We start from the raw sequence: 25,802 nt of genomic DNA on the forward strand, positions 1-25,802 counted from the left end.
CTTCGCCACAGTGAGGAACGAAACCGTGGCCGGTCGATTTAATCCCTGATTCCCCGGAGGAGGCAGGACCGGACGATGCCCAATCGCTTCGATATCTTCATCAGCCGACTTGAAAGCAAAACCGCCCGCGAGGGCATACCCCCACATCCGATCGCCGCCCAGCCCGGCGCCCGCCGCGACAAGGCCGACACGAAGCCGGTCCGCTCCGGCGAAGCGCACACGGAAAAGACCCGCGGCAAGCACCGCCAGAAGCACGACGCCTAAAGGTATCGCGGCACCTTCGCCTCGAGCAGCCGCACCAGCTCCGGATCCATGAACTCGTAGTCGTCGGGGATGTCGAGGCAGATCACCCTGGCCCGCTTCAGGCTCGACCGGAACTTCTTCTGCAGCTTGGCGCGATGGGCCTTCTCCATCACGAAGATGATGTCGGCCCAGGCGACGAGTTCAGGCGTCAGTGGGTTTTCGGCGTCGTGATTGGTGCCGGCCGATTCGACCTCGATATCGCGCTGTTTGGAGAACACCTGCTCGGCGGTCGGACTGCGCAGACGGTTCTGGCTGCAGACGAAGAGGGCGTTTTTCAACGGTTGCTGGCGCTCCGCCGGTCGTGGCGGGTACGGTTACTCATCGAAGATATCTCGTATCGTTTTTGTCAGCGGTATGTACTGATCCTGGGTAAGTCCGTTCAGGTCAAATTCTATCAAATCGTTTTTTGCGATTGCTCTTAAATTTATCCCAACATAGGTCATAAACCTGCGCACAACGTCGAACTTGCTTAGACCCGATGATCTGTGCTTCTTTGACTTTTTGTTTCTGCTGAACACGATTTCTGTTTCATAGAAATCGTCGTACTCTCGGGACTTCGAAATCTCGCCCAACCCAAACTCGAAAACATCATCCGTGCAGCGTCTCATGGATCGGGAACTTCATGGCAGATCCTATTGGATGCACCGCAACGGCATTCGGTTAAGCGAACCGAACATCTCACATACCCGCATAGACCGATAAATCAGTTGGCCGCTGCGTTTACCGCGCCAAATCCGCCACCACTGCATCGAGCACGATCATCCCCGCAGTGGTGGCGCGCAGACGGGCGTTGCCGACCGGCGCCACCAGCCCTTCCTCCTGCAGCACCGCCAGCCTGGCACTCGAAAGACCACGTCCCGAGAGCGTCTCGTAGCGCTGAAGGTCGATGCCTTCGGCAAGCCGTAGGCCCATCAGCAGGAATTCGTCGGCCTCTTCCGAGCGTGTCAGCACCTCGCCGCCGGTGACGCCGTGCCCTTTGGCCTCGACCAGGTTGAGCCACGTCTCCGGCATCTTTTCCGCGACGGTCACGGTGCGGCGGCCGTTCTCGACGAAGCGGCCATGCGCGCCCGGCCCCACGCCGACATATTCGCCGTAGCGCCAATAGGTCAGATTGTGCCGGCTCTCGGCGCCCGGCCGCGCGTGGTTCGAGATCTCATACGCGGGCAGCCCATGTGCCGCAGTCACCTCCTGCGTCAACGCATAGAGATCGGCGGCATGATCGTTGTCGGGAAGGATGAATTTCCGCGCCGCGTGCAGGGTATGGAAGGGCGTGCCTTCCTCGATGGTGAGCTGGTAGAGCGAAAGGTGGTCGGCGGCGTGGCCGATCGCCTGTTCGAGCTCCGCCCGCCAGGCCTCCGGCGTCTGGCCCGGCCTTGCATAGATCAGGTCGAAGGAAAGCCGCGGGAAGATTTCGCGCGCCAGCCCGATTGCAAGCAGCGCCTCTTCGACATTGTGCAGCCGGCCGAGGAAGCGCAGATCCCTGTCGTTCAGCGCCTGCACGCCGAGCGAGACGCGGTTGACGCCGGCAGCCCGGTAGCCGCGGAAGCGCTCGGCTTCGACCGAGGAGGGGTTTGCCTCCAGCGTCACCTCGATGCCGGCGGGCACCGTCCAGTTCTTGGCCACCGCCTCCAGCACCGCCGACACGGTTTCCGGCTTCATCAGCGACGGCGTGCCGCCGCCGAGAAAGATGCTGGTCACCTCGCGCGGCCCGGTGCGGGCGCGCATGGTCTTGAGCTCCGTCTCGAAGGCGCGTGCAAAACGCTCCTGGTCGACCGGCTGGTGGCGGACATGGCTGTTGAAGTCGCAGTAAGGGCATTTGGCCGCGCAGAACGGCCAATGGATATAGACGCCGAAGCCGGGGCTGCGGTCGAGCGGCATGGTATGGCCGGTCCCGATCATTCCGAACCGAGCCGTGCCAAATCCAAGCGGGCTTGGGCGAATTTCTGGAAAGCGCGGGCGCGGTGCGAAAGGGCGGTTGCCTGACCGGGCTTCCAACCATGCTTTTGCTGAGCGCTCATCTCGCCGAAAGTCTTGTCGAAACCGTTCGGCAGGAATACCGGATCGTAGCCGAAACCAAGCGTGCCGCGCGGCGGCCATACCAGCGTGCCTTCGGCCTCGCCGCGATAATATTCCGCCTCGCCGTCGGGAAAGGCGAGACAAATGACGGCGACGAAGCGGCCGGTGCGTTGCGCCGGCTCGGTCGCCCCGACCTCCTGCAGCGCCACTTCGGTGCGCTGCATGGCCATGCCGAAATCGCGTGTGCCATCCGGCGTCTCGGCCCAGTTGGCGGTGTAGACGCCCGGCGCGCCGTCGAGCGCGTCGACGCAGAGGCCGGAATCGTCCGAAAGCGCCGGCAGACCGGTCGCCTTGGCCGCGGCATATGCCTTGATATAGGCATTTTCCTCGAAGGTCGTGCCGGTCTCGTCCGGTTCCGGCAGGCCGTATTCCTTGGCCGATTTCGCCTCGAAGCCGAACGGCGCCATCAGGTCGGCGAACTCGCGCAGCTTGCCTTCATTGTGGCTGGCGACGACGATCTTTTGTCCCCCAAAGGAATGAAAAAGTGGCGAATGCATCAGAGGCCCCAGATCCTTGGCTCGGCGAACTCGATCGAATTGCCCGACGGGTCGCGGATATAGATCGAATGTCCGCCCTGCGGCCATTCGAAATCGCTTTCGATGGCGACGTTCTTGGCCGCCAGATGCTTGCGCCACTGGGCAATCTCGTCGGCGCTTGCCGTGAAGCAGAGATGACCTTCGCCGGCCGTGCCGTGCGGCGGCACCTTCAGCCGGGCGTCCGGCGACGGCGGAATTTTGGTCGCTTCGGCGTTGAAGAGAAGCAGCACGCCGCTGCCGCAGCGAAAAAACACATGCCTACCCTCGACCTTGCCCAGCGCTTCGAGTCCGATGATGTCGCGGTAGAACACCTCCGCGGCTTGCAAGTCAGTGACGTAGAGTGCCGATTCTAAGATCGCGGACGGTGTCACGAGGCGCCCCCCTCTGCCCTGCGGGGCATCTCCCCCTCAAGGGGGGAGATTGGCTGTGGCTGCGCCGGCATCCCTCTTGCGGCGTTGGTGATTGGCGAAGGCCGAGACGCTATCTGATCTCCCCCCTTGAGGGGGAGATGGCCGGTAGGCCAGAGGGGGGTGCCTTGGCTCGGCATTTGGAAACTACGCCACCGCCATCTGCTGCAAGCTCACCAGCCGCGAAATGCCCTTCTTGGCGAGCGTCATCAGCGCGGAAAACTGCTCCTCGGAAAACGGCTCGCCCTCCGCTGTGCCCTGGATCTCGACGATGCCGCCCTTGCCGGTCATGACGAAATTGGCGTCGGTGCCGGCCGAGGAGTCCTCGAGATAGTCGAGATCGATGACCGGCTGGCCGTCATGGATGCCGCAGGAAATCGCCGCCACATGGTCCTTCAGCACCTTGGAGACGCTCGCCATCTGGCGGGCTTCCATCCAGCGCAGGCAGTCGTAGAGCGCCACCCAGCCGCCGGTGATCGAGGCCGTGCGGGTGCCGCCATCGGCCTGGATGACATCGCAGTCGACGGTGATCTGCTGTTCGCCCAGCGCCTGCAGGTCGACCACGGCGCGCAGGCTCCGGCCGATCAGCCGCTGGATCTCCAGCGTGCGGCCGCCCTGCTTGCCGGCGGAGGCCTCGCGCCGCATGCGCTCGCCGGTCGAGCGCGGCAGCATGCCGTATTCCGCCGTCACCCAGCCCTTGCCGGAATTGCGCATCCAGGCAGGCACCTTTTCCTCCAGGCTCGCCGTGCACAGCACATGCGTATCGCCGAACTTCACCAGGCACGAGCCCTCGGCATGCTTGGAGACGCCGCGCTCGAAGGAGATGGCGCGCATTTCATCGGCTTGGCGTTTGGAGGGGCGCATCAAGGCTCTTTCTGTTCTTTTCTCGGATTCGTCGGCGGCTTGTAGACGCATGCGGCGCATGGCGCAAAGGAAAATGGGCCGTTGCACCCGGAGCGGCTAAGTCTATATCTTTCGGTAGGAGGTTTTCGCCGGAATGAACAAGGCAGTCGATCCCGCGTCGCAGCCGCCCGTGCTTCAGTCGCTCGACATGCGCTCGCGCGATATTTTCCGGCGGATCGTCGATTCCTATCTGCGCGACGGCGAGCCGGTCGGCTCGCGCAGCCTGTCGCGCATCCTGCCCTCGTCGCTGTCGCCGGCCACCATCCGCAACGTGATGAGCGATCTCGAGCATCTCGGCCTGATCTACGCGCCGCACATCTCGGCCGGCCGCCTGCCGACCCAGACCGGGCTGCGCTTCTTCGTCGACGCCTTCATGGAGCTTGGCGATCTGTCCGACGAGGAGCGCCGCGTCATCGAGGCGCAGGTGCGCGCCTCGGGCTCGGGCGCCACGCTGGAACACATGCTGACCGAGGCCAGCCAGATGCTGTCGGGCATGTCTCGCGGCGCCGGCCTGGTGCTCGCCGCCAAGAACGAGGTGGCGCTCAAGCACATCGAGTTCATCCAGCTCGAACCCACCAAGGCGCTCGCCGTCCTGGTGTCGCAGGGCGGCGATGTCGAGAACCGGGTGGTCGACCTGCCGGCCGGCATCACCGTTTCCCAGCTGCACGAGGCCTCGAACTTCCTCAATGCCCATATCCGCGGCCGCACGCTCGCGGAGGCGCGGATCGAGATCGCCCGGATCAAGGACGAGACCAGGGCGGCCCTCGACACGCTGTCGCAGGACCTGGTCGAGAAGGGCCTCGCAGTCTGGGCCGGGGCCGAAAGCGGCCTGCCGGCGCGCCTTATCGTGCGCGGCCGCGCCAACCTTCTGGAGAACGTCACCGCCCAGGCGGACCTCGAATTGCTGCGCCATCTGTTCGAGGATCTGGAAACGCAGGACGGGCTGCTGCAGCTTCTCGACCTCGCCGAGCAAGGTTCCGGCGTGCGCATCTTCATCGGCTCGGAGAACAAGCTGTTCTCGCTGTCCGGCTCGTCGCTCGTGGTCGCGCCCTATCGCGACAAGGACGCGCGCGTCGTCGGCGCGCTCGGCGTCATCGGCCCGACGCGGTTGAACTATGCCCGCATCGTACCGATGGTCGACTATACGGCCCAATTGATTTCGCGCATGCTGAGCTGACCGGGAGCGGGCGGGGTCGCCGCAAGGAGGGTGGAAATGGCGCTGGAATCGCTCAAGGCCCAGATCAGCCTGTTGCTCGAGGAGATGGTGAACCAGCCTGAGGACGAGCACGAGGTGCAGGAGCAGCTGCGCGAGAAGCTCAGGGAAATGCGCGCCATGGGCCTGCCGCTGCCGGCCGACCTGGTCGCGCTGGAAAAGCAGCTCGACGACGATCTCGACGTCGAAGAGAGCTGATCTGCCGGTAATTTCCGTCAAATCTGCGTGCCCGCGCTTCTCTTTGGGGACGCCTGCCCGATATCTGCTGTCTGGTCGCGCCGATCGTGACAAGGCGCGTCGGCCATAGACGGAGCACAGCATGATACGGATCGCCGGCCTTGCGGCCCTTACCCTTCTCCAGGCCACCGGCGCCTTCGCGCAGCAGTCCGACCAGCCTTTGCTCACCGGCGCAAAGGCCTTCGGCGATTGGAAGGTTGACCGGCCCGGCCTGCGGCGTCTCATCAAGCCGGACGATCTCCCGCAGCCAAATGTCGCCGAATCCGCCTCGAATAGCGCCGGCCTCGCCGACCGCCCTGCGGATGCCAAGCCCGCCGTGCCGGCCGGCTTCTCTGTCGAACTCATCGCTTCCGGCATCGACAATCCGCGTGTCGTGCGCGTGGCGCCGAACGGCGACCTCTTCGTCGCCGACAGCGAGGCCAATCGAGTCAGGGTCTATCGGCTGGCGGAAGGCAGCGCGAAGCCCGCCGAGAAAGCCGTCTTCGCCAAGGGCCTCACCCAGCCCTACGGCATTGCCTTCTATCCGCCGGGCGACAAGCCGCAATGGGTCTATGTCGCCAACAGCAACAGCGTCGTGCGCTTCCCCTATCGCGATGGCGACATGCAAGCGTCGGGCAGGCCAGAAACGATCGTCTCCGACATCCCCTCAAGCCACCACTGGACGCGCGACATCGCCTTCTCGCCCGATGGCAAGACGCTCTATCTGTCGGTCGGCTCGGGTTCCAACACCGCCGAGGATATGGGCGCGAGCCCGAAGGGCGGTGTCGAGGAATGGGCGCGGTCCGAGCCGCTCGGCGCTGCCTGGGGCGCGGAGGAAGGCCGCGCCGACGTGCTCGCTTTCGACCCCGACGGCAAGAACCGCAGGATGGTCGCCACCGGCCTGCGCAACTGCTCGGGCATGACCGTGCAGCCGGCGACCGGCGCGCTCTGGTGCGTCGTCAACGAGCGCGACGAACTCGGCGACAACGTGCCTTTCGAATATGCCACCACCGTCAAGGACGGCGCCTTCTATGGCTGGCCCTGGTACTATATCGGCGACAACGAGGATCCGCGTCACAAGGGCGCGCGGCCCGACCTTGCCGGCAAGGTCACGGTGCCGGACGTGCTGATGCAGGCGCATTCGGCGCCGCTCAATATCGCCTTCTACGAAGGCGGCAACTTCCCTGCCGACTACAAGGGCGATGCCTTCGTCACCCTGCACGGCTCATGGAACCGCAATGTCCGCACCGGCTACAAGGTGGTGCGGCTGAAATTCAAGGACGGCAAGCCGACCGGAGAGTATGAGGATTTCGCCACTGGCTTCGTCATTGCCGACGACGCGGTCTGGGGCCGGCCGGTGGGCGTGGCGGTGGCGAAGGACGGCGCGCTGATCCTGACCGAGGACGGCAACGGCACCATCTGGCGCGTCACGCATGGCGATGGCCGGTCCTGAAGCGGCGCTGGTGCAACGGAATCCTGCTGCAAGGGAATTAACGCCGTCCCGGCGCCGTGGTAAGAGGCCGCCGCTCTGGATCCCGGTTGCGGGATAGCGCTAGGTCTCGAACCATGACACTGACAGGATTTCTTGCCTACAGCGCCGCCCTCGGCGTTGCCGCCGCCATTCCGGGCCCCGGCGTCACGGCGCTTGTCGCCCGCGCGCTCGGCTCCGGCTTCCGCTCGTCGCTGGCCATGTCTTTCGGCCTGATGCTCGGCGACATAACCTATCTTACCGCCGTCGTGCTCGGCCTCGCCTTCGTCGCGCAGACCTTCGGCATGGTCTTCCTGGCCATCAAATGGGCCGGCGTCGCCTATCTCGCTTTCCTTGCCTGGCGCTTCTGGACCAGCGGCATCTCGCCGGAGAACATCGAGGCGCGGAAGGGCAAGGGTGGCTTCGTGGCGAGCTTCATCGCCGGGCTGACCGTGACGCTCGGCAACCCCAAGACGATGATCTTCTATCTTGCCATCACGCCGACCATCGTCGACCTCAAGACGATCACGCTGGCCGACTACGGCATCCTGGTGGCGCTCACCGTCGTTGTGCTCTTCGTCGTGCTGGTGCCCTATCTGGCGCTGGCCGCCAAGGCGCGCTGGTTCCTGAAGTCGCCGCGCGCGCTGAAAGTTCTGAACCGCACCGCCGCCGGCTTCATGATGGGCGCAGCCGCGGCGATCGCCGCGCGTCAATAGGCTGCAATCTCAACCGGTCCCCATTTCGGCCAAGCCATTCCGAAAACGGGCCGATCCGGAAAATGCATTTCCGGCGCGGGGTGGTTTTCAGCAACCGCCCCACTCGGATATTTTCGGCTACCAGCCTATCTTGCGCGGCTGAAAGTCCTATTCTGTCTGCCTATGCCATTGCCTTGGGAGCGAAACCAATGAACAAGCCCGTCACTTCCGCGCGCGTCCCCGGCCGCGGCCGCATCTTCAACTCGATCACCGAGACGATCGGAGACACGCCACTGGTGCGGCTGGACAAGTTCGCCAGGGAGAAGGGCATCGTCGCCAATGTGCTGGCCAAGCTCGAATTCTTCAATCCGATCGCCTCGGTCAAGGACCGCATCGGCGTCGCGATGATCGAGGCGCTGGAGGAGGCCGGCAAGATTTCGCCCGGCAAGACCACGCTGATCGAGCCGACCTCGGGCAACACCGGCATCGCGCTGGCCTTCGCCGCCGCCGCCAAGGGCTACAAGCTGATCCTCACCATGCCTGAAACCATGTCGGTCGAGCGCCGCAAGATGCTGGCGCTGCTCGGCGCCGAATTGGTGCTGACCGAAGGGCCGAAGGGCATGAAGGGTGCCATCGCCAAGGCCGACGAGCTCGCCGCGACGCTCCCCAACGCCATCATCCCGCAGCAGTTCGAGAACCCGGCCAATCCGGAGATCCATCGCCGCACCACGGCGGAGGAGATCTGGAACGACACCAATGGCGATGTCGACATCTTCGTCGCCGGCATCGGCACCGGCGGCACCATCACTGGTGTCGGCCAGGTGCTGAAGAAGCGCAAGCCCTCGCTGCATGTCGTGGCGGTCGAGCCGGAGGCCTCGCCGGTGCTCTCCGGCGGCCAGCCCGGTCCGCACAAGATCCAGGGCATCGGCGCCGGCTTCGCGCCAAAAATCCTCGACACCTCGATCTATGATGAGATCGTCAGGGTCTCGAACGAGGATTCGGTCGCCAATGCCCGTCTCGTCGCCCGTCTTGAAGGCGTGCCGGTCGGCATCTCGTCGGGCGCGGCACTCCAGGCGGCGATCGTCGTCGGCTCGCGGCCGGAAAACAAGGGCAAGAACCTCGTCGTGGTGATCCCTTCCTTCGCCGAACGCTATCTCTCGACGATCCTGTTCGACGGGCTGGGGGCTTAGTCTGCTCTCCCCTCGAGGGGGGATTCGCCTCAGTTCCGCACGAGCTTCCCCCGTTCGGCCTGCAGGAAACGGCGCAAGGCCGGATCGCGCTCGAGGCCGACGGCCTGGTCGTACGCTTCGGCGGCCTCGGCCGATCTGCCGAGCCTGACCAACAGCTCGGCCCGAGCCGCCCAATAGGGCTGGTACTCGGCAAGCCGCTTGTCGCCGCCGACCCCGTCGAGCGCGGCTAGGCCCTCTACCGCCCCCTCGGCTCCGGCGATCGCCACCGCGCGGTTGATCGCCACCACCGGCGAACCGGCAATCGCCATCAGCGCATCGTAAAGCTGGCGGATCGCCGACCAGTCGGTGCGGCCGGTCCGCCGACGCGCCGTATGCGCCGACTGCACCGCGGCCTCCAATTGGTATCGGCCGATGATTCCTCTGGCCGCGGCGCGCCTGAGCAGCGTTTCCGCCTCGTCGATCAGCGTGTCGTCCCAGAGCGCGATGTCCTGTTCTGCAAGCGGCACGAAATCGCCTTCGGGGCTGCGCCGCGCCGCACGCCGGGCTTCGGCGAAAAGCATCAGCGCCAGAAGCCCGAGCGTTTCCGGTTCGTCCGGGATCAGCGACGCGACCAGCCGGCCGAGCCAGATGCCTTCCGTGGCCAGGTTGCGCCGTCGCGTCTCTGTGCCGGCCGGATCTGACCAGCCCTCGGCAAAGGTGGCGTAGATCGCTTCCAGCACGGCGCCGAGCCTTTCACCGAGCTCGGCCCGCTCCGGCACCCGGAAGGGGATGCCGGTCTCGCGGATGCGGTTCTTGGCGCGCACGAGGCGCTGGCCCATCGTCGCCGGCGAAACGAGGAAGGCCGAGGCGATGGTCGCCGCGTCGAAGCCCAGCACAGTCTGCAGGATCAGTGGGGCGCGCACGCCGGGTTCGATTGCCGGATGGGCGCAGGCAAACATCAGTCTGAGCCGCTCGTCGGGCAAATCCTCATTCGTCATGCGTGCCTCCGCCTCTTCGGCAATCAGCTGCAGGTGGTCCCGAGCCGCCTCGCCGGTCAGCCGCCGCCGCACGGCGTCGACGTCGCGCCGGCGCGCCACTGCGAGCAGCCAGGCTTCCGGCTTTTCGGGCACGCCGCTCTTCGGCCAGCGCTCCAGCGCCGCGGCGAACGCATCGGCCAGCGCATCCTCGGCGCCGGCGACGTCGCGCATGCGGGCCGCGAGATAGGCGACCAGCTTGCCATAGCTTTGTCGGGCGGCCGCCTCGGCCGCCGCCCGCGCCGTCTCCGGGCGATTGTCCGTCACGGGATCGTGTCTAGGACAGGTAGTCGGTCATTTCCCAGATCGGCCGCACCTCGACCGTGCCGGTGCTGGCTGCCGGGCAACGCGCGCCCCATTCCATCGCCGTGTCTATGTCGGTCGCCTCGATCATGTAGAAGCCGGCAAGTTGCTCCTTGGTATCCGCATAGGGGCCGTCGAGCACATTGGTCTTGCCGTTGGCCAGCCGTATCGAGGTGGCCGCCTGGGTCGGGCGCAGCCTTTCGCCGGCGAGGTACGCGCCGGATTTCTTCAGGGCTTCGGTATAGGCGCCATAGGCCGCCAGGGTCTGCTCGGTCTTGTCGCGGGGCGCATTCGCCATTGCGGCTTCGTCGTTGTAGATCAAAAGCATGTATCGCATGGTCTTCTCCGTTTTCTCGAAGGCCGCGTCGTCGCGGGCCAACCTATGTCGTGCGGCCACGGCCGATTTCGACAGGCGCTGAGAAAAATCTTTCGCCCCCTGTGCAGGAGAGCGCAAGCCGTCGGCCGTTGCCTCATCGGTTCAACCCTTCGTCTAGACCATGATCCCGAACCGAAGGTCAGCGAACGCAAAAAGTGGATTCCGGTTTTTGGAAAAGATCATGGTCAAACAGAAAGGTCTGCAATTGCGGGTTGGAATTTGGCGCCTCCTGTCTAAACTCCCAGCTTCGCGCCGAGGAGGCGGCGCGGCGCGACCGTTTCAGGAGGAGGAAACCATATGCTCGATTTCAGGACGAAATTTGTTGCCGCCGGCGTTTTGGCGTTGTCGCTCGGCCTCGGCGCCATGCCGGCCGGGGCACAGGAATTCATCAACGTGCTGACCGGCGGCACGTCGGGCGTCTATTATCCGCTCGGCGTCGCGCTGTCCGAGATCTACGGCAAGGGTATCGAAGGAGCCCGCACCCAGGTGCAGGCAACGAAGGCTTCGGTCGAGAACCTCAACCTGTTGCAGCAGGGCAAGGGCGAAATCGCCTTCGCGCTCGGCGATTCCGTCAAGCTCGCCGCCGAAGGCAATACCGAGGCCGGTTTCCCCGGCAAGCTCGACAAATTGCGCGGCATCGCCGCCATCTATCCCAACTATATCCAGATCGTCGCCAGCAAGGAGTCCGGCATCAAGACGCTGGCCGACCTCAAGGGCAAGAGCCTGTCGGTCGGCGCGCCTGCCTCCGGCACAGAGCTTAACGCCCGCGCCATCTTTGCCGCCGCCGGGCTGAAATACGAGGATCTCGGACGCGTCGAATATCTGCCCTTCGCCGAATCGGTGGAGCTGATCAAGAACCGCCAGCTCGACGCCACGCTGCAATCCGCGGGCCTCGGCGTCGCCTCGATCCGCGACCTCGCGACCTCCGTGCCGATCAACGTCGTCGCCGTGCCGGCCGAGGACGTCGCCAAGATCGGCTCGCCTTATCTGTCGGTGGTCATTCCCAAGGGGACCTATGAGGGTCAGACGGAGGATGTCGCGACCGCCGCGGTCGGCAATTTCCTCGTCACCCGGGTCGATGTTTCCGACGACACCGCCTATCAGATGACCAAGCTGATGTTCGAGCATCTCGACCAGCTCGCCGCCGCCCACGCCGCCGCCAAGGCGATCGATCCGGCCAAGGCGTTGAACGGCATGCCGGTGCCGCTGCATCCCGGCGCGGAGCGGTATTACAAGGAGAAGGGGCTGCTGAACTAAGGCGCTGGTTTTCCCTCCCCTCTGAGGGGAGGGTGGCCCGCAGGGCCGGGTGGGGTCCTCCTCGACGCGCTCCGGCTCTTTCAGTCAAGTCGAGGCAGTTAAAGTCGCGCACTGCCGCAAGGACCCCACCCGTCCATCCGCCTTCGGCGGCTGTCCACCCTCCCCTCAAGGGGGAGGGGAGCGCCCGTCAGGAGCCCGCCAATGACTGAAACGCCGACCGTTATTTCTCCAACTGCCGAAGAGCCTCTCGAAGGCCTGCCGCCGGGCTTCGGCGAAGGCATCGCCGGCAAGGCGGCCTTCCTGATTGCCGTCGCCTTTTCCGTCTTCCAGATCTACATCGCCGCCTATGGCAGCCTGCCAAGCCAGGTGGTGCGCGCCATGCATGTCGGCTTCCTGCTGCTGCTCGGCTTCGGCCTGATCGCCAATCTGCGCGCCACCGGCACGGCGGCGAAAGCCGCATTCTGGACGCTTGGCGTGCTTGGCTTCGCCACCGGCATCTACAACTGGGTCTTCTACGCCGACCTCATTCGCCGCTCCGGCTTCCTCACCACGCCGGACCTGATCGTCGGCGCGCTGCTGGTGGTGCTCGTCTTCGAAGCCGCTAGACGGCTGATGGGCCTGCCGCTCGCAATCATCGCCTTCATCTTCCTCGCCTATTGCTTCGTCGGCAATCACCTGCCGCCGCCCTTCATCCATCGCGGCTACGATTTCGCGCAGCTCGTCGACACCTTCGCCTATGGCACCGAAGGCATTTACGGCACGCCGGTCTATGTTTCGGCGGCCTACATCTTCATCTTCGTCGTCTTCGCCGCCTTCCTCGAACGCGCCGGCATGATCGCGCTGTTCAACGATTTCGCGCTCGGCCTGGTCGGCTCCTGGCGCGGCGGCCCGGCGCAGGTCTGCGTGCTGTCCTCGGCGCTGATGGGCACCATCTCCGGTTCGGGCGTCGCCAATGTCGTGGCGAGCGGCCAGTTCACCATCCCGCTGATGAAACGCTTCGGCTTCCGCTCGGCCTTTGCCGGCGCCGTCGAGGCGACCTCCTCGATGGGCGGCCAGATCATGCCGCCGGTGATGGGCGCGGTCGCCTTCATCATGGCCGAGACGCTGAACATCCCTTACGCCGAAGTGGTCAAGGCGGCGATCATTCCGGCGCTGCTCTATTTCGGCGCCTGTTTCTGGCAGGTGCATCTGGAGGCCGGCAAGGCCGGCCTGCACGGCATGGCCAAGGGCGACCTGCCCAATCCCTGGGATGCGGTGCGGCAGCACTGGCCGCTGGTGCTGCCGCTTGCCGTGCTGGTCTACCTGCTCTTCGCCGGCTACACGCCGATCTTCGCCGGCACCATGGGCCTGGCGCTGACCATCGTGCTGATCCTCGGCACGCCGCTGGCGGCCTTGATCGGGCCGTTCGCCTTCCGCGTCGTCTTCTGGCTGGCGCTTGGGCTTGCCGCCGCCTCCTTCATGCGGTTCGGCGTCAACATTCTCGGCCTCGTCATCGCGGCGCTCATCGTCGCCTGCGTCACCTTCAAGGGCGGCCGCGAGACGCTGCGCATCTGCGTCGATTCGCTTGCCGAAGGGGCGAAGAACGCGCTGCCGGTCGGCATCGCCTGCGCCATCGTCGGCATCGTCATCGGCACGCTGACGCTGACCGGCATCGCCTCAACCTTCATCAGCTGGATCATCTCGATCGGCGAGAACAATTTGTTCCTGTCGCTGGTGCTCACCATGCTCACCTGCCTTGTGCTCGGCATGGGCATCCCCACCATCCCTAACTACATCATCACCTCCTCGCTCGCCGGCCCGGCGTTGCTGTCGCTTGGCGTGCCACTCATCGTCAGCCACATGTTCGTCTTCTATTTCGGCATCATGGCCGACCTGACCCCGCCGGTGGCGCTTGCCGCCTTCGCCGCGGCGCCCATGGCCAGGGAAAGCGGTCTCAAGATCGGCATCCAGGCGACCAAGCTCGCCATCGCAGGCTTCGTCGTGCCGTTCATGGCTGTCTATACACCAGCCCTGATGCTGCAGGATGCCGGCCCGATCGCCGCCTCGTTCGGCTACCCGGTCGAGGTCGCCTACATCGTCGTCAAGGCCTGCATGGGCATCGTGCTCTGGGGCGCCGCCGCCGTCGGCTTCCTCGCCCGCCGCATGGCCTGGTGGGAGCGCCTCGTCGCCTTCGCAGCCGGCGTGCTCCTGGTCGCGGCGCTGCCGCTCACCGACGAAACCGGCTGGGCGCTGGCGCTTCTCTGGATCGGCTGGCACTGCTGGCGCGCGCGTCAGGCATCCGCAAGGGATGTTGCGTGAGTCTCTGCATCCTCGCAGCCGGCAAGACGGTGACGCTTGCCGTCGCCGCCTTCACGCTGTCCTGGACGCATTCGGTGGAACGGACGCGCTGGCAGGAAGACTGGAAAGTGACGCCTGCCGGGCTTCAGCTCGTCGAGGCGCGGGTCAAGGGCTCCGGCGCCGGCATGGAGCCGCCCGAGGGCTCGGTGCTGCGGAACGGCTGGTGGGTCTATGCGCCCGGGATCAGGCCTCAGCCGCGCGTGGTGTTGGCAGCCTCCGGCGCAACCGGGGAAGGCTGGACGCTTTGCACCGCCCAATCCTGCCGCGAACTCGGCAGGACGGCGGGCGAGCCGATCCTGCTCGAAGCTTGCGAGGGCTCCAGCCAGTCGCGATAGCGCAAGGCCAGCCGCCGACGACGGCGCCGGGCAGTTCCCAGGAAAAGCGCGTGACGGTTTGCCGCCCGCAATTGCGTAAAAGCAAAAGAAAGGGAGCGGTTCGCCGTTTCGGCGGACGGCGACATTCACTAGCCGATCAGCCGTTGCCGCAGTTCGGCGGACGGGATTTCGCAGCTGTCCTTCCTGCCGAACAGCGCGTAGCGGTTCTTGGCGACGCGGTCGTAGAGCCAGTCGCGCAACGGCCGCGGCAGGACGAGCAGCAGCCTTGCGGCGCGCCACGGCCAGCCGAGCGCGGCCATGACGGCGACGAAACTGTCGAGCTTCGTGAAGGCCGCGCCGTCGATGATGGCGAGATTGGTTTCGTAATTATTGGTTGCCAGGCCGTATTTGCGAAACAACGCCTCGCCGAACGGCGATTGCGCCGTGGCGAAGCGGAACCGATTGCCGCGGTCGAGCTTGACGATCAGTTGGACGAATCCCGAGCAGAACACGCAGACGCCGTCGAAGACGATCAGCGGCTGGGTCGCGCCGAAGAACTCGGATTGAGACGGACGATTCCGGTCGGGCAGCTCGGTCATGTCGGCCCCGGCTATCTGTGTCCCCTGTACACTAAACTAAGGGGACACTAAGCCAGCCGGCGGCGGCGTCAAAGTCGCGGCGTTGTCGCACGCCTGCCGTCGGCGACGGCGGGGCGCTCGTCACGGTAGGTCGTGGCGCGGTTGTCGGCGGCCGGCTTGCAGATCCGGCTGTTGTGGCGGCTGTCGAGCATGGCGATCAGTTCGTGCCGATGCCGAGCGAGGTGCCGCGCCGCGCGCAGGCCGGACCCGGACCGCGCATGTAGTAGCGCTCGGGCCGATAGGTCGGCGCGACGAATTCGCGGATGGCGGCGGCATAGCCGGCGATGTGGTTCCAGAAGTTCATTTTACGTGGTCCCTGTCCCGTTTTCGGATGTCCCTTCCGAATTGTCCGAGAGCATAGCGTCGAGGCGTGAATAGTCGGTGAACGTGATGTTAATTTCTGGTCCGAAACCCGTTGCTTCGTGGCTGGAATGCGGCTGATTCGCGGTCTTTCGGTGCCTTTTGTCGCGTTTCCGGCGCATGTGTCTTTTGCATCACATATGTTTCGTCTGGATGTCGCTTGGACGCGGTTCTGTTTCACGTTCGGCCGGCGCCCGGAAATTTCATTGCTCGTCCGGAAAAGGTCAGGAACCGGCCCGGAAGGGACACGTTGATTCCCTCAAAGCCCGCGCGGCGCCGAGGAAGGCGGCCGCGCCGCCGATTGAATTCCCCAACCCGGAACAAGCCCCGGAACAAGCAATGGAAGGCAAAGCCATGGGTTTCTTTTCGAAAGACATCAAGACGCTGGACGACCTCTTCATCCATATGCTGCGCGAAATCTATTATGCCGAGAAGCAGATCGAGCGGATGCTGCCGAAGATGATCGCCGAGGCGACCGATCCGCAGCTGAAGGCCAGCTTCGAAAAACACCTCGAGCAGACCAAGGGCCATGTCGATCGGGTCGAGCAGGTATTCGAGCTGCATGGCGTCAAGGCCAAGGCCATCAACTGCCCGGCCATCGACGGCATTCTCGAGGAGGCCGAGGAGGTGAGCGGCGATATCGACGACAAGGAGGTTCTCGACGCCGCGTTGATCGCGTGCGCGCAGGCGGTCGAGCATTACGAGATGACGCGCTACGGCACGCTGATCGCCTGGGCCAAGCAGCTCGGCCGCAGCGACTGCGCCAACGTGTTGGCCAAGAACCTCAAGGAAGAGCAGGCGACCGACCGCAAGCTCACCGAGATTGCGGAAAGCAGGATCAATCTGCTGGCGGCCTGATGGGCAATGCTGCAACGACAGGTCCCGGCTTGCCGGAACCCAGGCGAGCCCCTGTCCGTTGCCGTTGGAATCGCTTCGCGCGCAGGAGTTCGCCATGGCACCGCGCCCCGCCTGGAAGGGCTATCTGAAACTGTCGCTGGTCACTTGCGCCATCGAGCTGACCAACGTCGTCACCCATGCCGAGAAGGTTTCGTTCCGCATCCTCAATCGCAAGACCGGCAACACCGTCAGACGCATCTATGTCGACGCCGAAACTGGCAAGCCGCTGGAGGAAGGCGACGAGATCAAGGGCTACGAGGTGAGCGACGGCGACTTCGTCCATATCGAGGAAGACGAGATCGAGGCGGTTGAGATCGAGTCCTCGCACACGCTAAGCCTCGACGGCTTCGTCGAGAAATCCTCGATCGAGCAGATCTATCTCGACACGCCCTACTATGTCTCGCCGGCGGACGAAGTGTCGGAAGAGGCCTTCGCCGTCATCCGCGACGCTATGGCGGCGAAGAAGATGGCCGGCCTCGCGCGCATCGTGCTCTACAACCGGGAACGTCCGGTGGTGATCGAGCCGCTCGGCAAGGGCATGGTGCTGACGACGCTGCGCTACGACAATACGGTGCGCCAGCCCGACACGGTGTTCGACGACATCAAGGCAACCAAGACCGATGACGAGATGATCGATCTTGCACAGCACATCATCGACAGCAAGAAGACGAAGTTCGACCCCTCGAAGTTCGACGACCGCTATGAGGACGCGCTGCTCGAATTGATCCGCGCCAAGAAGGCCGGCAAGAAGGCGCCCAAGGCCAAGGCGCCGGCGAAGCCGTCCAATGTCGTCAACCTGTTCGACGCGCTGAAGAAGAGCCTGAACGCGGAAGGCAGTGGGAAAGCCGGCAAACCTTCATCGAAGGCGCCGTCGGCGCGGCCGAAGGCCAAGGCCTCCGCGTCCGGTCACAATCAGCATAAAAGGCGCAGATCCGCATAGGAGCAGGATGCCATGGCCGGCCTCGAGCAATATCATGCCAAGCGCGACTTCCGCAAAACCGCCGAGCCGGCCGGCAAGGTGCCGCGGCACAAGAAGAGCGAGGCCGGCGGCATCTACGTCATCCAGAAGCACGCCGCCACCCGCCTCCACTACGATTTCCGGCTCGAGCATGACGGTGTGCTGTGGAGCTGGGCGGTGACGCGCGGTCCGAGCCTCGATCCGCATGAGAAGCGGCTGGCCGTTCACGTCGAGGACCACCCGATCGACTATGCGTCCTTCGAGGGCACCATTCCGAAGGGCGAGTATGGCGGCGGCTCGGTCATCGTCTGGGATGACGGCAAATGGATTCCGGAAGGCGACCCGGCCGAAGGCATGAAGAAAGGCCACATCAATTTCGAACTCGAAGGCCATAAATTGCATGGCCGCTGGCACTTGGTCAGGCTGAAGCCCAGGCCCGGCGAAAAGCGCGACAACTGGCTGCTGATCAAGTCCGATGATGCCGCCGCCCGCCCTGGCGAGGACATCCTCAAGGACGAGCCGCAATCGGTGAGGTCGGGCCTCACGATAGAAGAAGTCGGCGAAGGCAAGGCGGCCAAGGGTGAGAAGCCGAATGTCTGGCACTCCAACAAACCGGCCGCCCGCAAGGCCAAGGCCGGCCATGCCAAACGGCTCGAATTCATCGAGCCGCAGCTTGCAACGCTGGAAAGGAACGCGCCCTCCGGCGACGACTGGCTGCACGAAGTAAAATTCGACGGCTATCGCATGCAGGCGCAGATCGCTGGCAGCGACGTCAGGCTGCTCACCAGAGCCGGCCTCGATTGGACCGGCAAATTCGACGGGCCGGTCACCGCCGCGCTCGCCGGTCTCAAATGCCGCGATGCCATCATCGACGGCGAGGTCGTCGTGCTGGCCGACAGCGGCGTGTCGTCCTTTCCGCTGCTGCAGGCGGATCTCTCCGCCCGCCGCACAGACCGCATCATCTACTACGTGTTCGATCTGATGTGGCTCGACGGCAAGGATCTGCGCCGCGAGCCGCTGGTCGAGCGCAAGCAGGCGCTGGCCGAACTGCTCGGCGACCAGCCGGAGAATTCGGCGCTGCGTTTCAGCGACCATTTTTCCGAACCCGGCAAGGTCATCCTGCAGCATGTCTGCCGCATGGGTCTCGAAGGCGTGGTGTCGAAGCGCGCCGACGCGCCCTACCGCAGCGGGCGTGGCCTCACCTGGATCAAGTCGAAATGCACGCTGCGCCAGGAATTCGTCATCGGCGGCTATCTGCCTTCGGACAAGACGGGACGCGGCCTGCGCTCGCTGCTCGTTGGCTACTATGAAGGCGGCAAGCTCAACTATGCCGGCCGCGTCGGCACCGGCTTTTCCGGCAAGGTGATGGCCGGTCTCAAGAAGAAGCTCGACGGCCTTGAGGCGAAGCAGTCGCCTTTCTCGGCAGCGGTGCCGAAGGGCAAGGGCCTGACCTGGGTCAAGCCCGAGCTCGTCGGCGAAGTGGAGTTCCGCAGCTGGACATCCGACCGTATAATCCGCCACGCCTCGTTCCAGGGATTGCGCGAGGACAAGCCGGCGGAGGAAGTCGTGCAGGAAAGGCCGAAACAAACCGACGGGAGGTCCGAAGCAAAATCGGGCGGCGACAAGGCCGCGCCGAAGGCCTCGGCCGGAACGGCGATGACCTCAATAAAACTCTCGCATCCCGACAAGCTGCTGTGGCCGGACGAAAAGGTCTCCAAGCAGGACCTGCTCGACCACTACGCGCTGGTCTGGCCGCGCATAGAGCAGTTCGTCGTCAACCGTCCGCTGAGCCTGGTGCGGGCGCCCGACGGCATCCACGGCCAGCGCTTCTTCCAGAAACACGCCTCGCCCGGCATGAGCGACAAGATCGCCAGGATGAAGGATCCGACCGACGGCGAGGAGATCCTGTTCATCAAGGATTTCGACGGGCTTGCGGCACTTGTTCAGTATGGCGTGGTAGAGGTCCATATCTGGGGCTCCACCATCGACGAGCTGGAAAAGCCGGACCAGATCATCTTCGACCTCGATCCAGACGAAGGCGTCGACGTCAGCCGCGTGCGCGAGGCGGCGCTCGACATCCATAAGCAGCTCGACGAGCTGTCGCTGCCGAACCTGGTCAAGACGTCCGGCGGCAAGGGCTATCACGTGCTGGTGCCGCTGAAGCCGTCGGCGGACTGGGACGAGGTCAAGGACTTCGCCCATGATTTCGCTCGCGCCCTGGAACAGGCCAAGCCGGACCGCTACACGGCTACCCTGTCGAAGAAGGCGCGCACGGGAAAAATCTTCGTCGACTATCTGCGCAACGGCAGGGGCTCGACCACGGTCGCGCCCTACTCCTCGCGCGCCAAGAAGGGCGCGACGGTGTCGATGCCGGTGACCTGGACGGAAATCGAGAAAGGTCTGGCGCCCAATGCCTTCCCGCTCGGCGACGAGACGACACTGAAGCAGCTGAAGAAGGCGGACCCGTGGGCGGATTTCTTCAAGCTGGGCAAGGTGCTGAAGCGGGAGTGAGTTCTGCACGCGAAAGGAAGCCGGCAGCGCCGCGTTCCTTCACACCCCCCTCTGGCCTGCCGGCCGGCCATCTCCCCCGCAAGGGGGGAGATCAGCAGTCCCGGCGCCCTGCCATTCTTCCAGCGTCGAAGATTGGCGAAGAGGGCTGAGCGCTCAACCCCCCCTTGCGGGGGAGATGCCCGGCAGGGCAGAGGGGGTACTGTCCCGCCGACGTTGCGAACCTATCGCCGGCAACCCACTACGCCAGAAACACCCTCTCGAATTCCTGCTTACCCTTCGGCGAGAACACCACGGCACGGCTGTCCTTGTCGCGCCGCGCCCATTTCTCGGCGATGACCTTGTCGAGGATGGCGGCGCCCAGCGCGCCGGCGAGGTGCGAGCGCCGCACGCTCCAGTCGAGGCAGGCGCGGCACACGGGGCGCCTGGCCCTGTTGTCGATCGTGATGCCGAGTGCGGCGAAATGCGAAATGGCTGACGGTGAGAGCCTGATCTCGTTCTCCTCGCGCAGCAGCACTTTTCTGTCGACGAGGCGGTCGAGCATCGCCACCGCCTGCTCGCCGGCGAGATGGTCGTAGCACACCCGCGCCACGCGCATCGCCGCGTCGCGCGGGCCGGGTCGCACCCGCTTCGGGCCGACGGCTTCGGCAACACCGATGATCGCCTCGATCATGCCCGCGACCTGCGGGCTGGCGAGGCCGTAATAGCGATGCCGGCCCTGGCTCGCGAGCGTCAGCAGCCCGCCCTCCATCAGCTTCGACAGATGCGAGGAGGCGGTGGGCAGCGACACGCCGGCTTCCAGCGCAAGTTCCGATGCGGTCAGCGCCGTTCCGCCCATCAGCGCGTTGAGCATGTTGGCGCGGGCCGGGTCGCCGACCAGGCTGGCGATGCGGGCGATGTCGGGTCCTTCACGCATAGTTCGATCCTTATCGAAGCATTCGTGCAAGAGAAGCACTATTCTCGGGCGAGCTCAAGGAGCGCGGCAAACGCTCCTGGCACAAGAATGCCTAGCACACCGAGGGAAGCGATGTTTCGACAGTGGTCGAACCGTCGCTGCCACAAAGCCAACCGACGAGGAGAGACCGAAATGACCATCACCTGCTTCATCCGCTACGAGATCGACCCGTTCGGCAAGGCTGCCTTCGAGCAATATGCGCGCGCCTGGGGCCAGGCCATCCCGCGCTGCGGCGCCGAGCTGATCGGCTATTTCGCGCCGCATGAGGGCTCGGCCACCACGGCTTATGCCGCCTACAACATCGAGAACCTCGCGGCCTACGAAGCCTATCGCGCCCGGCTTGCCGCGGACCCGGCCGGCAAGGCAAACTACGAGTTCGCGCGGCGCGAGAAATTCATCCTGAAGGAAGATCGCATCTTCCTTAAGCTGGTGTCCGGCCCGCATGGGCCCAGGAAGGTTTTCGATACCAGCGTAACGGTCAAGGAAGGGATAGAGGCATGATCGCTGTCATCTTCGAGGTTGAGCCGGGGGAAGGAAGGCGCGATGCCTATCTCGGCATCGCCGCCGAGCTTAAGCCCCTGCTCGAGAGCATCGACGGCTTCATCTCGGTCGAGCGCTTCCAGAGCCTCACCGATCCGAAACGCGTGCTGTCACTGTCCTTCTGGCGCGACGAGGAGGCGGTGAAGGCCTGGCGCAACACCGAGGAGCACCGCCAGGCGCAGAAGGCCGGCCGCGGCGGAATCTTTACCGGCTATCGTCTGCGCATCGCCCATGTCGTGCGCGACTATGGGCTGACCGAAAGAGCCGAGGCGCCGCAGGATAGCCGGATGGTGAACGGCTAGGCGTTGCCTATCAGTACCCCCGCGCCGAACACCAGCGCGCCGCCCAGCACCACCTGGAAGGCGGCGCGCCAGAATGGCGTCTGCATGTAGCGGTTCTGGATGAAGGCGATCGCCCAGAGCTCGAAGAACACCACGACCGCGGCGACGATCGTTGCCGTCCAGAAGTAGGGGATGAGATAGGGCAGCGCGTGGCCGAGCCCGCCAAGTGTCGTCATGACGCCGACGGTGAGGCCGCGCTTCACCGGCGAGCCGCGGCCTGAAAGCTTGCCGTCGTCGGAAGCCACCTCGGTGAAGCCCATCGAGATGCCGGCGCCGATCGAGGCGGCGAGGCCGACCAAGAAGGTCTGGAACGTTTGATGGGTAGCGAACGCCGCGGCGAAGATCGGCGCCAGTGTCGACACCGAGCCGTCCATCAGCCCGGCCAGCCCCGGCTGGACATAGGTGAGGATGAACTGGCGCTGCTCTGCCGTCGCTTCCTCCACCTTCACCTCGCCCGGGACATGTTCCTGTTCGAGCTCGTGCGCGGAGTTCTCGTGGCCGAGCTCGGCCGCGGCCAGCTCGTCGAGCAGCTTTCGGGTCGACGCATCGGTCGTGCGCTTGGCCGCCTCGACATAGAAGCGATAGGCCTGCCGCTCCATTTCCTCGGCCTGGCGGCGCACATGCTCGATGCCGAGCGGCCGCACCAGCCAGTCCGGCTTGCGCTCGTAATAGCCTCTCACATGCTCGCGCCGGATCAGCGGGATGCGCTCGCCGAAGCGCTTGCGGTGGAGCTCGATGAGGGAATCGCGATGGCCATCCTCTTCCTCCGCCATCGCCTCGAACACCTTGGCCGATTGCGGAAAATCTTGTGCCAGCCCGTCGGCATAGGCGCGATAGATGCGCCCGTCGTCCTCTTCGGAAGAAATCGCCAGCGCCAGGATCTCCTGCTCCGACAGCGAATCGAAGGAGCGGCGGCCGAAGCCGAAAACACGGGAAAGCATGAGGAAATCACCCTAGTTTAGAATGGTTCTAAACTAGGGACTCGTGAGCCGAGGGTCAATCACGGACGTCGTGGGGCACACGGATTTCGTCGTTCCAGCGCCGCACTCTTCATTATTGCCGAATGTTCACCTATATGGGGCGCACCAGCCGAAATCGAAGGAAACATGGATGACGGAAAAAACGCCCCCGCACGTGTTCGACCCGAAACCCGTTCTCGATCTCATTGCCAGCATCGAGGCCGACCTGCAGCGCCTGAAGGGCCTGGTCGAGCAGCAGGCCGAAAAATTCGACCCGGCCAATCCGCACAACAAGACGCCGGACGGCAAGCTGACCGAGGAAGGCGTCGAGTGCTGCTACCGCATGTTCGACGAGGGCAAGTCGCGCTATACGGTCGCCCAGCAGATGAAGATCTCGTTTGCCGCCGCCACCCACCGCTTCGCCAGCTGGCGCAAGCTCGGCGGCAAGAAGCGGACAAAGGCGCTGCTGGGGTGAGGGCTGCCCCTCGCTTCGTCATCCTCGGGCTTGACCCGAGGATCATGCCGTGACGGCTGCCGTAGAGTGCCATGGGTCAGAACAGGTTCGGAACGTCCTCACGACGGGTGCCCCTTCTGATTTGGCTTCGCGTGTCACGGAGGTCACGGCATGGATCCCAGGGTCTTCGCCGCGTCGCTTCGCTCCTTGCTTCGCCCAGGGATGACGACGTTCAGGAGCGCTACCGCACTCCAAACATTGTCTCCATCACATTTTTTCGTTGGCGCGCCGGGATAATTTCCGTGCACCATGGGCGGTCCCGTTCTTCGCAAGGCCCTCGCCATGACTACCCTTCCCGGCATTTCCGACATCCAAGCCGCCGCCGCGCGGCTTTCCGGCCTTATCGTCGAGACGCCGCTCATCGAATCGCCCGAGCTCAACAAGCGCTATGGCGGCCGCATCATGTTCAAGCCCGAGACGCTGCAGCGCACCGGCTCCTTCAAGATCCGCGGCGCCTATAACAAATTGTCGTCGCTCACCGAACAGGAGCGCAGCCGCGGCGTCGTTGCCTTTTCCTCCGGCAACCATGCGCAAGGCGTTGCCGCTTCGGCCGCCATGTTCGGCGTCAGGGCGGTCATCGCCATGCCCGTCGACGCGCCGGCGCTCAAGGTCGGCAATGTCCGCAAGATGGGAGCCGAGGTGGTGCCGTTCGATCGCTTCAAGGACGACCGCATGACCGTCGTTCGCCCCTATATCGAGAAAGGCATGGTGCTGGTGCCGCCTTTCGACGATCCGGCCATCATCGCCGGTCAGGGCACGATCGGGTTGGAGCTGATGCGGCAGGCGAAGGCGCTTGGAGTATCGCTCGACGCGGTCGTCATCCCTTGCGGCGGCGGCGGCCTGTCGAGCGGCATTTCCGTTGCGGTCAAGGATGCCTCGCCACACACGCAGGTCTGGGCGGTCGAGCCGGAGCACTTCGACGACACGCGCCGCTCGCTCGCCAAGGGCGAGCGGGTTTCGAACGAGCCCGGCCATACCTCGATCTGCGATGCGCTCCTCACCGCCGAGCCCGGCGCCATCACCTTCGAGATCAACCGCAAGAATCTCGCCGGCGCCATCGCCGTCTCCGACAAGGCCGCAGCGCAAGCGATGCGCGATGCCATGGCCCATCTGAAGCTGGTGGTCGAGCCAGGCGGCTGCGTCGCGCTTGCGGCGCTGTCATCCGGCGAGATCGATCTCGCCGGCAAATGCGTGGCGGTGGTGCTTTCCGGCGGCAATGTCGATTTCGGCACGTATGCGGAAATCATGGCGGCTGCGTAGATTTTTGTGGGAGAGTGTGGTGGCCCGCAAGCTGTAATCGCCGCGATCCTTCACCCCCCTCTGTCCGGCAGGACAGAGGGGGGTGCTGTCCCTCCAGCGTCAAAACTTTTCCGCCACGCTTTGGTCAATCCAACGTCCGCCTGAAGCGCACCAGCGCCACGCCGGCAAACAGCGCCACGAACACCACCAGCCAGCCGATCTCGGTCGCCACCGCCGGCAGCTCCGCGCCCTTCAGCATGACGGCGCGGGTGATGCGCAGGAAGTGCGTCAGCGGGAAGATCTCGCCGAAGATCTGCGCCCAGCCCGGCATGCCGCGATAGGGGAACATGAAGCCCGACAGCATGATCGAGGGCAGGAAGAAGAAGAAGGTGAGCTGCAGCGCCTGCATCTGGGTGCGCGCGATCGTCGAGATCGTGTAGCCGAGCAGCACCAGCGCCAGCACGAACACCAGCACGGCGGACAGGAGCAGCGACAGCGACCCCATGAAGGGGATGGAAAACAGAAGCTTCGCCGCCGCCAGCACCACCACCACCTGCACCGCTCCGACCACCAGATATGGCAGCACCTTGCCCAGCATGATCTCGAGAGGGCTGGAAGGCATGGCCAAAAGGTTTTCCATCGTGCCGCGCTCGGTCTCGCGCGTCAGCGCGATCGAGGTCATCATCACCATCGTCATCTGCAGGATGACGCCGAGCAGGCCGGGAACGATGTTGTATTGCGAGATGCCTTCCGGGTTGTAGCGCCGGTGCACGACGACATCGAGCTGGCCGCGCGCCGCTTCCTTGGCCGCTTCCTGCGTGCCTTGGGCTCTGAGCAGCGCCTGGCTGGCGACGGTGCTCAATGTCGAGATGGCGCCGCTGGCCACCGCCGGGTCGGTGGCGTCGGCCTCGATCAGGATCTGCGGATTGTCGCCGCGCTCCACCCGCCGCCCGAAATCGGCGGGGATGGTGACGACGAAGGCGACATCGCCGCGCGACATCAGGAACTCGGCCTCGGCCGCGCTTTGCGCCACATGGTCGAAACGGTAGTAGCCGGTCGTCTGCAGCGCCGAGACCATCGCCCGCGTGTAAGGATCGCTGCTGGTCGCGACCAGCGCGGCCGGCAGGCTCTTCGGGTCGTTGTTGATGGCGTAGCCGAACAGCACCAGCTGTATCAGCGGCACGCCGAGCATCATGGCGAAGGTGATGCGGTCGCGCCGCATCTGGATGAACTCCTTGATGAGCAGCGCGCCGAGCCTGGCGATGGAGAAGACCGCGTTCATGCCA

At 64.8% G+C, this 25,802-nt stretch carries 28 protein-coding genes; 16 read left to right on the forward strand and 12 right to left on the reverse strand.

What is annotated here, in order from left to right; translation table 11 throughout:
- Window positions 1–75 precede the first annotated feature (75 nt).
- On the forward strand, window positions 76–264 hold the full coding sequence (locus AU465_RS27470; RefSeq protein ID WP_192255169.1) for a hypothetical protein: 189 nt from the start codon (window positions 76–78) through the stop codon (window positions 262–264).
- Here AU465_RS27470 and AU465_RS27475 read toward each other — a convergent pair.
- The 5 genes from AU465_RS27475 to rph all read right to left on the reverse strand — a co-directional run bounded on the left by AU465_RS27475 (window position 261) and on the right by rph (window position 4,186).
- A complete protein-coding gene (locus AU465_RS27475) occupies window positions 261–581 on the reverse strand; it encodes a low molecular weight protein tyrosine phosphatase family protein (protein ID WP_192255171.1) in 321 nt (106 codons plus the stop codon). The two genes, AU465_RS27470 and AU465_RS27475, sit on opposite strands and share 4 nt — an antisense overlap.
- A 442-nt stretch (window positions 582–1,023) precedes the next feature.
- Entirely contained in the window at window positions 1,024–2,202 is a 1,179-nt protein-coding gene (hemW, locus tag AU465_RS27480; RefSeq protein WP_192255173.1) for a radical SAM family heme chaperone HemW, read from the reverse strand.
- Window positions 2,199–2,876 (reverse strand): RdgB/HAM1 family non-canonical purine NTP pyrophosphatase, encoded by a 678-nt coding sequence (rdgB, locus tag AU465_RS27485; RefSeq protein WP_192255175.1) that lies wholly within the window; start codon window positions 2,874–2,876, stop codon window positions 2,199–2,201. Before rdgB ends, hemW begins: the two co-directional genes overlap by 4 nt.
- A complete protein-coding gene (locus AU465_RS27490) occupies window positions 2,876–3,286 on the reverse strand; it encodes a VOC family protein (RefSeq protein WP_192255177.1) in 411 nt (136 codons plus the stop codon). Before AU465_RS27490 ends, rdgB begins: the two co-directional genes overlap by 1 nt.
- Window positions 3,287–3,469: 183 nt before the next feature.
- Window positions 3,470–4,186, reverse strand: coding sequence for a ribonuclease PH (rph, locus tag AU465_RS27495; RefSeq protein WP_192255179.1), 717 nt, complete (start codon window positions 4,184–4,186; stop codon window positions 3,470–3,472).
- Between the two features lie 133 nt (window positions 4,187–4,319).
- On the opposite strand from rph, the gene hrcA reads away from it, so the two are divergent.
- From hrcA to cysK, 5 genes are all read left to right on the forward strand, one after another.
- A complete protein-coding gene (hrcA, locus tag AU465_RS27500) occupies window positions 4,320–5,402 on the forward strand; it encodes a heat-inducible transcriptional repressor HrcA (protein WP_192255181.1) in 1,083 nt (360 codons plus the stop codon).
- A gap of 36 nt (window positions 5,403–5,438) precedes the next feature.
- Window positions 5,439–5,636, forward strand: a complete 198-nt coding sequence (locus tag AU465_RS27505) for a hypothetical protein (RefSeq protein ID WP_192255183.1) — start codon at window positions 5,439–5,441, stop codon at window positions 5,634–5,636.
- Between the two features lie 121 nt (window positions 5,637–5,757).
- The gene (locus tag AU465_RS27510; protein ID WP_192255186.1) at window positions 5,758–7,107 is read left to right on the forward strand and encodes a PQQ-dependent sugar dehydrogenase; all 1,350 of its coding nucleotides are present in this window, start codon (window positions 5,758–5,760) and stop codon (window positions 7,105–7,107) included.
- Between the two features lie 113 nt (window positions 7,108–7,220).
- Entirely contained in the window at window positions 7,221–7,838 is a 618-nt protein-coding gene (locus AU465_RS27515; protein WP_192255187.1) for a LysE family translocator, read from the forward strand.
- 188 nt (window positions 7,839–8,026) lie between these two features.
- Complete coding sequence (cysK, locus tag AU465_RS27520; RefSeq protein ID WP_192255189.1) at window positions 8,027–9,007, forward strand: cysteine synthase A; 981 nt, start codon at window positions 8,027–8,029, stop codon at window positions 9,005–9,007.
- Between the two features lie 29 nt (window positions 9,008–9,036).
- Here cysK and AU465_RS27525 read toward each other — a convergent pair whose 3' ends face one another.
- Entirely contained in the window at window positions 9,037–10,287 is a 1,251-nt protein-coding gene (locus AU465_RS27525) for an RNA polymerase sigma factor (protein WP_192255191.1), read from the reverse strand.
- Window positions 10,288–10,297: 10 nt separating this feature from the next.
- Entirely contained in the window at window positions 10,298–10,660 is a 363-nt protein-coding gene (locus AU465_RS27530; RefSeq protein WP_126091024.1) for a YciI family protein, read from the reverse strand.
- 336 nt (window positions 10,661–10,996) lie between these two features.
- On the opposite strand from AU465_RS27530, the gene AU465_RS27535 reads away from it, so the two are divergent.
- The 3 genes from AU465_RS27535 (at window position 10,997) to AU465_RS27545 (ending at window position 14,628) form a co-directional block, all read left to right on the forward strand.
- Window positions 10,997–11,956, forward strand: a complete 960-nt coding sequence (locus tag AU465_RS27535) for a TAXI family TRAP transporter solute-binding subunit (protein ID WP_192255193.1) — start codon at window positions 10,997–10,999, stop codon at window positions 11,954–11,956.
- Between the two features lie 201 nt (window positions 11,957–12,157).
- A complete protein-coding gene (locus tag AU465_RS27540) occupies window positions 12,158–14,254 on the forward strand; it encodes a TRAP transporter permease (protein ID WP_192255195.1) in 2,097 nt (698 codons plus the stop codon).
- The gene (locus AU465_RS27545) at window positions 14,251–14,628 is read left to right on the forward strand and encodes a DUF1850 domain-containing protein (protein WP_192255197.1); all 378 of its coding nucleotides are present in this window, start codon (window positions 14,251–14,253) and stop codon (window positions 14,626–14,628) included. The genes AU465_RS27540 and AU465_RS27545 overlap by 4 nt, the downstream gene beginning before the upstream one ends.
- Window positions 14,629–14,756: 128 nt before the next feature.
- Here AU465_RS27545 and AU465_RS27550 read toward each other — a convergent pair whose 3' ends face one another.
- Both AU465_RS27550 and AU465_RS27555 read right to left on the reverse strand, forming a co-directional pair.
- Window positions 14,757–15,206 (reverse strand): thiol-disulfide oxidoreductase DCC family protein, encoded by a 450-nt coding sequence (locus AU465_RS27550; protein ID WP_192255199.1) that lies wholly within the window; start codon window positions 15,204–15,206, stop codon window positions 14,757–14,759.
- 196 nt (window positions 15,207–15,402) lie between these two features.
- Window positions 15,403–15,549 carry a hypothetical protein gene (locus AU465_RS27555; RefSeq protein ID WP_192255201.1) on the reverse strand — a complete coding sequence of 49 codons (147 nt, stop codon included), beginning with the start codon at window positions 15,547–15,549 and terminating at the stop codon, window positions 15,403–15,405.
- A gap of 410 nt (window positions 15,550–15,959) precedes the next feature.
- Between AU465_RS27555 and AU465_RS27560 the strand changes: the two genes are divergently transcribed.
- From AU465_RS27560 to ligD, 3 genes are all read left to right on the forward strand, one after another.
- Entirely contained in the window at window positions 15,960–16,463 is a 504-nt protein-coding gene (locus AU465_RS27560; protein ID WP_192255258.1) for a YciE/YciF ferroxidase family protein, read from the forward strand.
- A 94-nt stretch (window positions 16,464–16,557) separates the two neighbouring features.
- The gene (ku, locus tag AU465_RS27565) at window positions 16,558–17,442 is read left to right on the forward strand and encodes a non-homologous end joining protein Ku (RefSeq protein WP_192255203.1); all 885 of its coding nucleotides are present in this window, start codon (window positions 16,558–16,560) and stop codon (window positions 17,440–17,442) included.
- Window positions 17,443–17,454: 12 nt separating this feature from the next.
- On the forward strand, window positions 17,455–19,971 hold the full coding sequence (gene ligD / locus AU465_RS27570) for a DNA ligase D (RefSeq protein WP_192255205.1): 2,517 nt from the start codon (window positions 17,455–17,457) through the stop codon (window positions 19,969–19,971).
- A gap of 238 nt (window positions 19,972–20,209) precedes the next feature.
- On the opposite strand, the gene AU465_RS27575 is transcribed toward ligD, so the two are convergent.
- On the reverse strand, window positions 20,210–20,884 hold the full coding sequence (locus AU465_RS27575; RefSeq protein ID WP_192255207.1) for an ArsR/SmtB family transcription factor: 675 nt from the start codon (window positions 20,882–20,884) through the stop codon (window positions 20,210–20,212).
- A gap of 171 nt (window positions 20,885–21,055) precedes the next feature.
- Between AU465_RS27575 and AU465_RS27580 the strand changes: the two genes are divergently transcribed.
- Both AU465_RS27580 and AU465_RS27585 read left to right on the forward strand, forming a co-directional pair.
- The gene (locus AU465_RS27580; RefSeq protein WP_192255209.1) at window positions 21,056–21,424 is read left to right on the forward strand and encodes an NIPSNAP family protein; all 369 of its coding nucleotides are present in this window, start codon (window positions 21,056–21,058) and stop codon (window positions 21,422–21,424) included.
- Window positions 21,421–21,765: an antibiotic biosynthesis monooxygenase family protein gene (locus tag AU465_RS27585; protein ID WP_192255211.1), complete on the forward strand. Its 345-nt coding sequence runs from the start codon at window positions 21,421–21,423 to the stop codon at window positions 21,763–21,765. Before AU465_RS27580 ends, AU465_RS27585 begins: the two co-directional genes overlap by 4 nt.
- On the opposite strand, the gene mbfA is transcribed toward AU465_RS27585, so the two are convergent.
- A complete protein-coding gene (mbfA, locus tag AU465_RS27590; RefSeq protein WP_192255213.1) occupies window positions 21,762–22,745 on the reverse strand; it encodes an iron exporter MbfA in 984 nt (327 codons plus the stop codon). The two genes, AU465_RS27585 and mbfA, sit on opposite strands and share 4 nt — an antisense overlap.
- A 169-nt stretch (window positions 22,746–22,914) precedes the next feature.
- Here mbfA and AU465_RS27595 point away from each other — a divergent pair, with 169 nt between their 5' ends.
- On the forward strand, window positions 22,915–23,238 hold the full coding sequence (locus tag AU465_RS27595) for a hypothetical protein (RefSeq protein WP_192255214.1): 324 nt from the start codon (window positions 22,915–22,917) through the stop codon (window positions 23,236–23,238).
- A gap of 321 nt (window positions 23,239–23,559) precedes the next feature.
- Complete coding sequence (locus tag AU465_RS27600; protein ID WP_192255216.1) at window positions 23,560–24,537, forward strand: threonine/serine dehydratase family protein; 978 nt, start codon at window positions 23,560–23,562, stop codon at window positions 24,535–24,537.
- A 124-nt stretch (window positions 24,538–24,661) separates the two neighbouring features.
- Here the strand turns inward: AU465_RS27600 and AU465_RS27605 are convergent, their stop codons facing one another.
- On the reverse strand, window positions 24,662–25,798 hold the full coding sequence (locus AU465_RS27605) for an ABC transporter permease (protein ID WP_192255259.1): 1,137 nt from the start codon (window positions 25,796–25,798) through the stop codon (window positions 24,662–24,664).
- Window positions 25,799–25,802 lie beyond the last annotated feature (4 nt).

Source organism: Mesorhizobium silamurunense (assembly GCF_014843905.1).
Taxonomy (GTDB): Bacteria; Pseudomonadota; Alphaproteobacteria; order Rhizobiales; family Rhizobiaceae; genus Mesorhizobium; species Mesorhizobium silamurunense.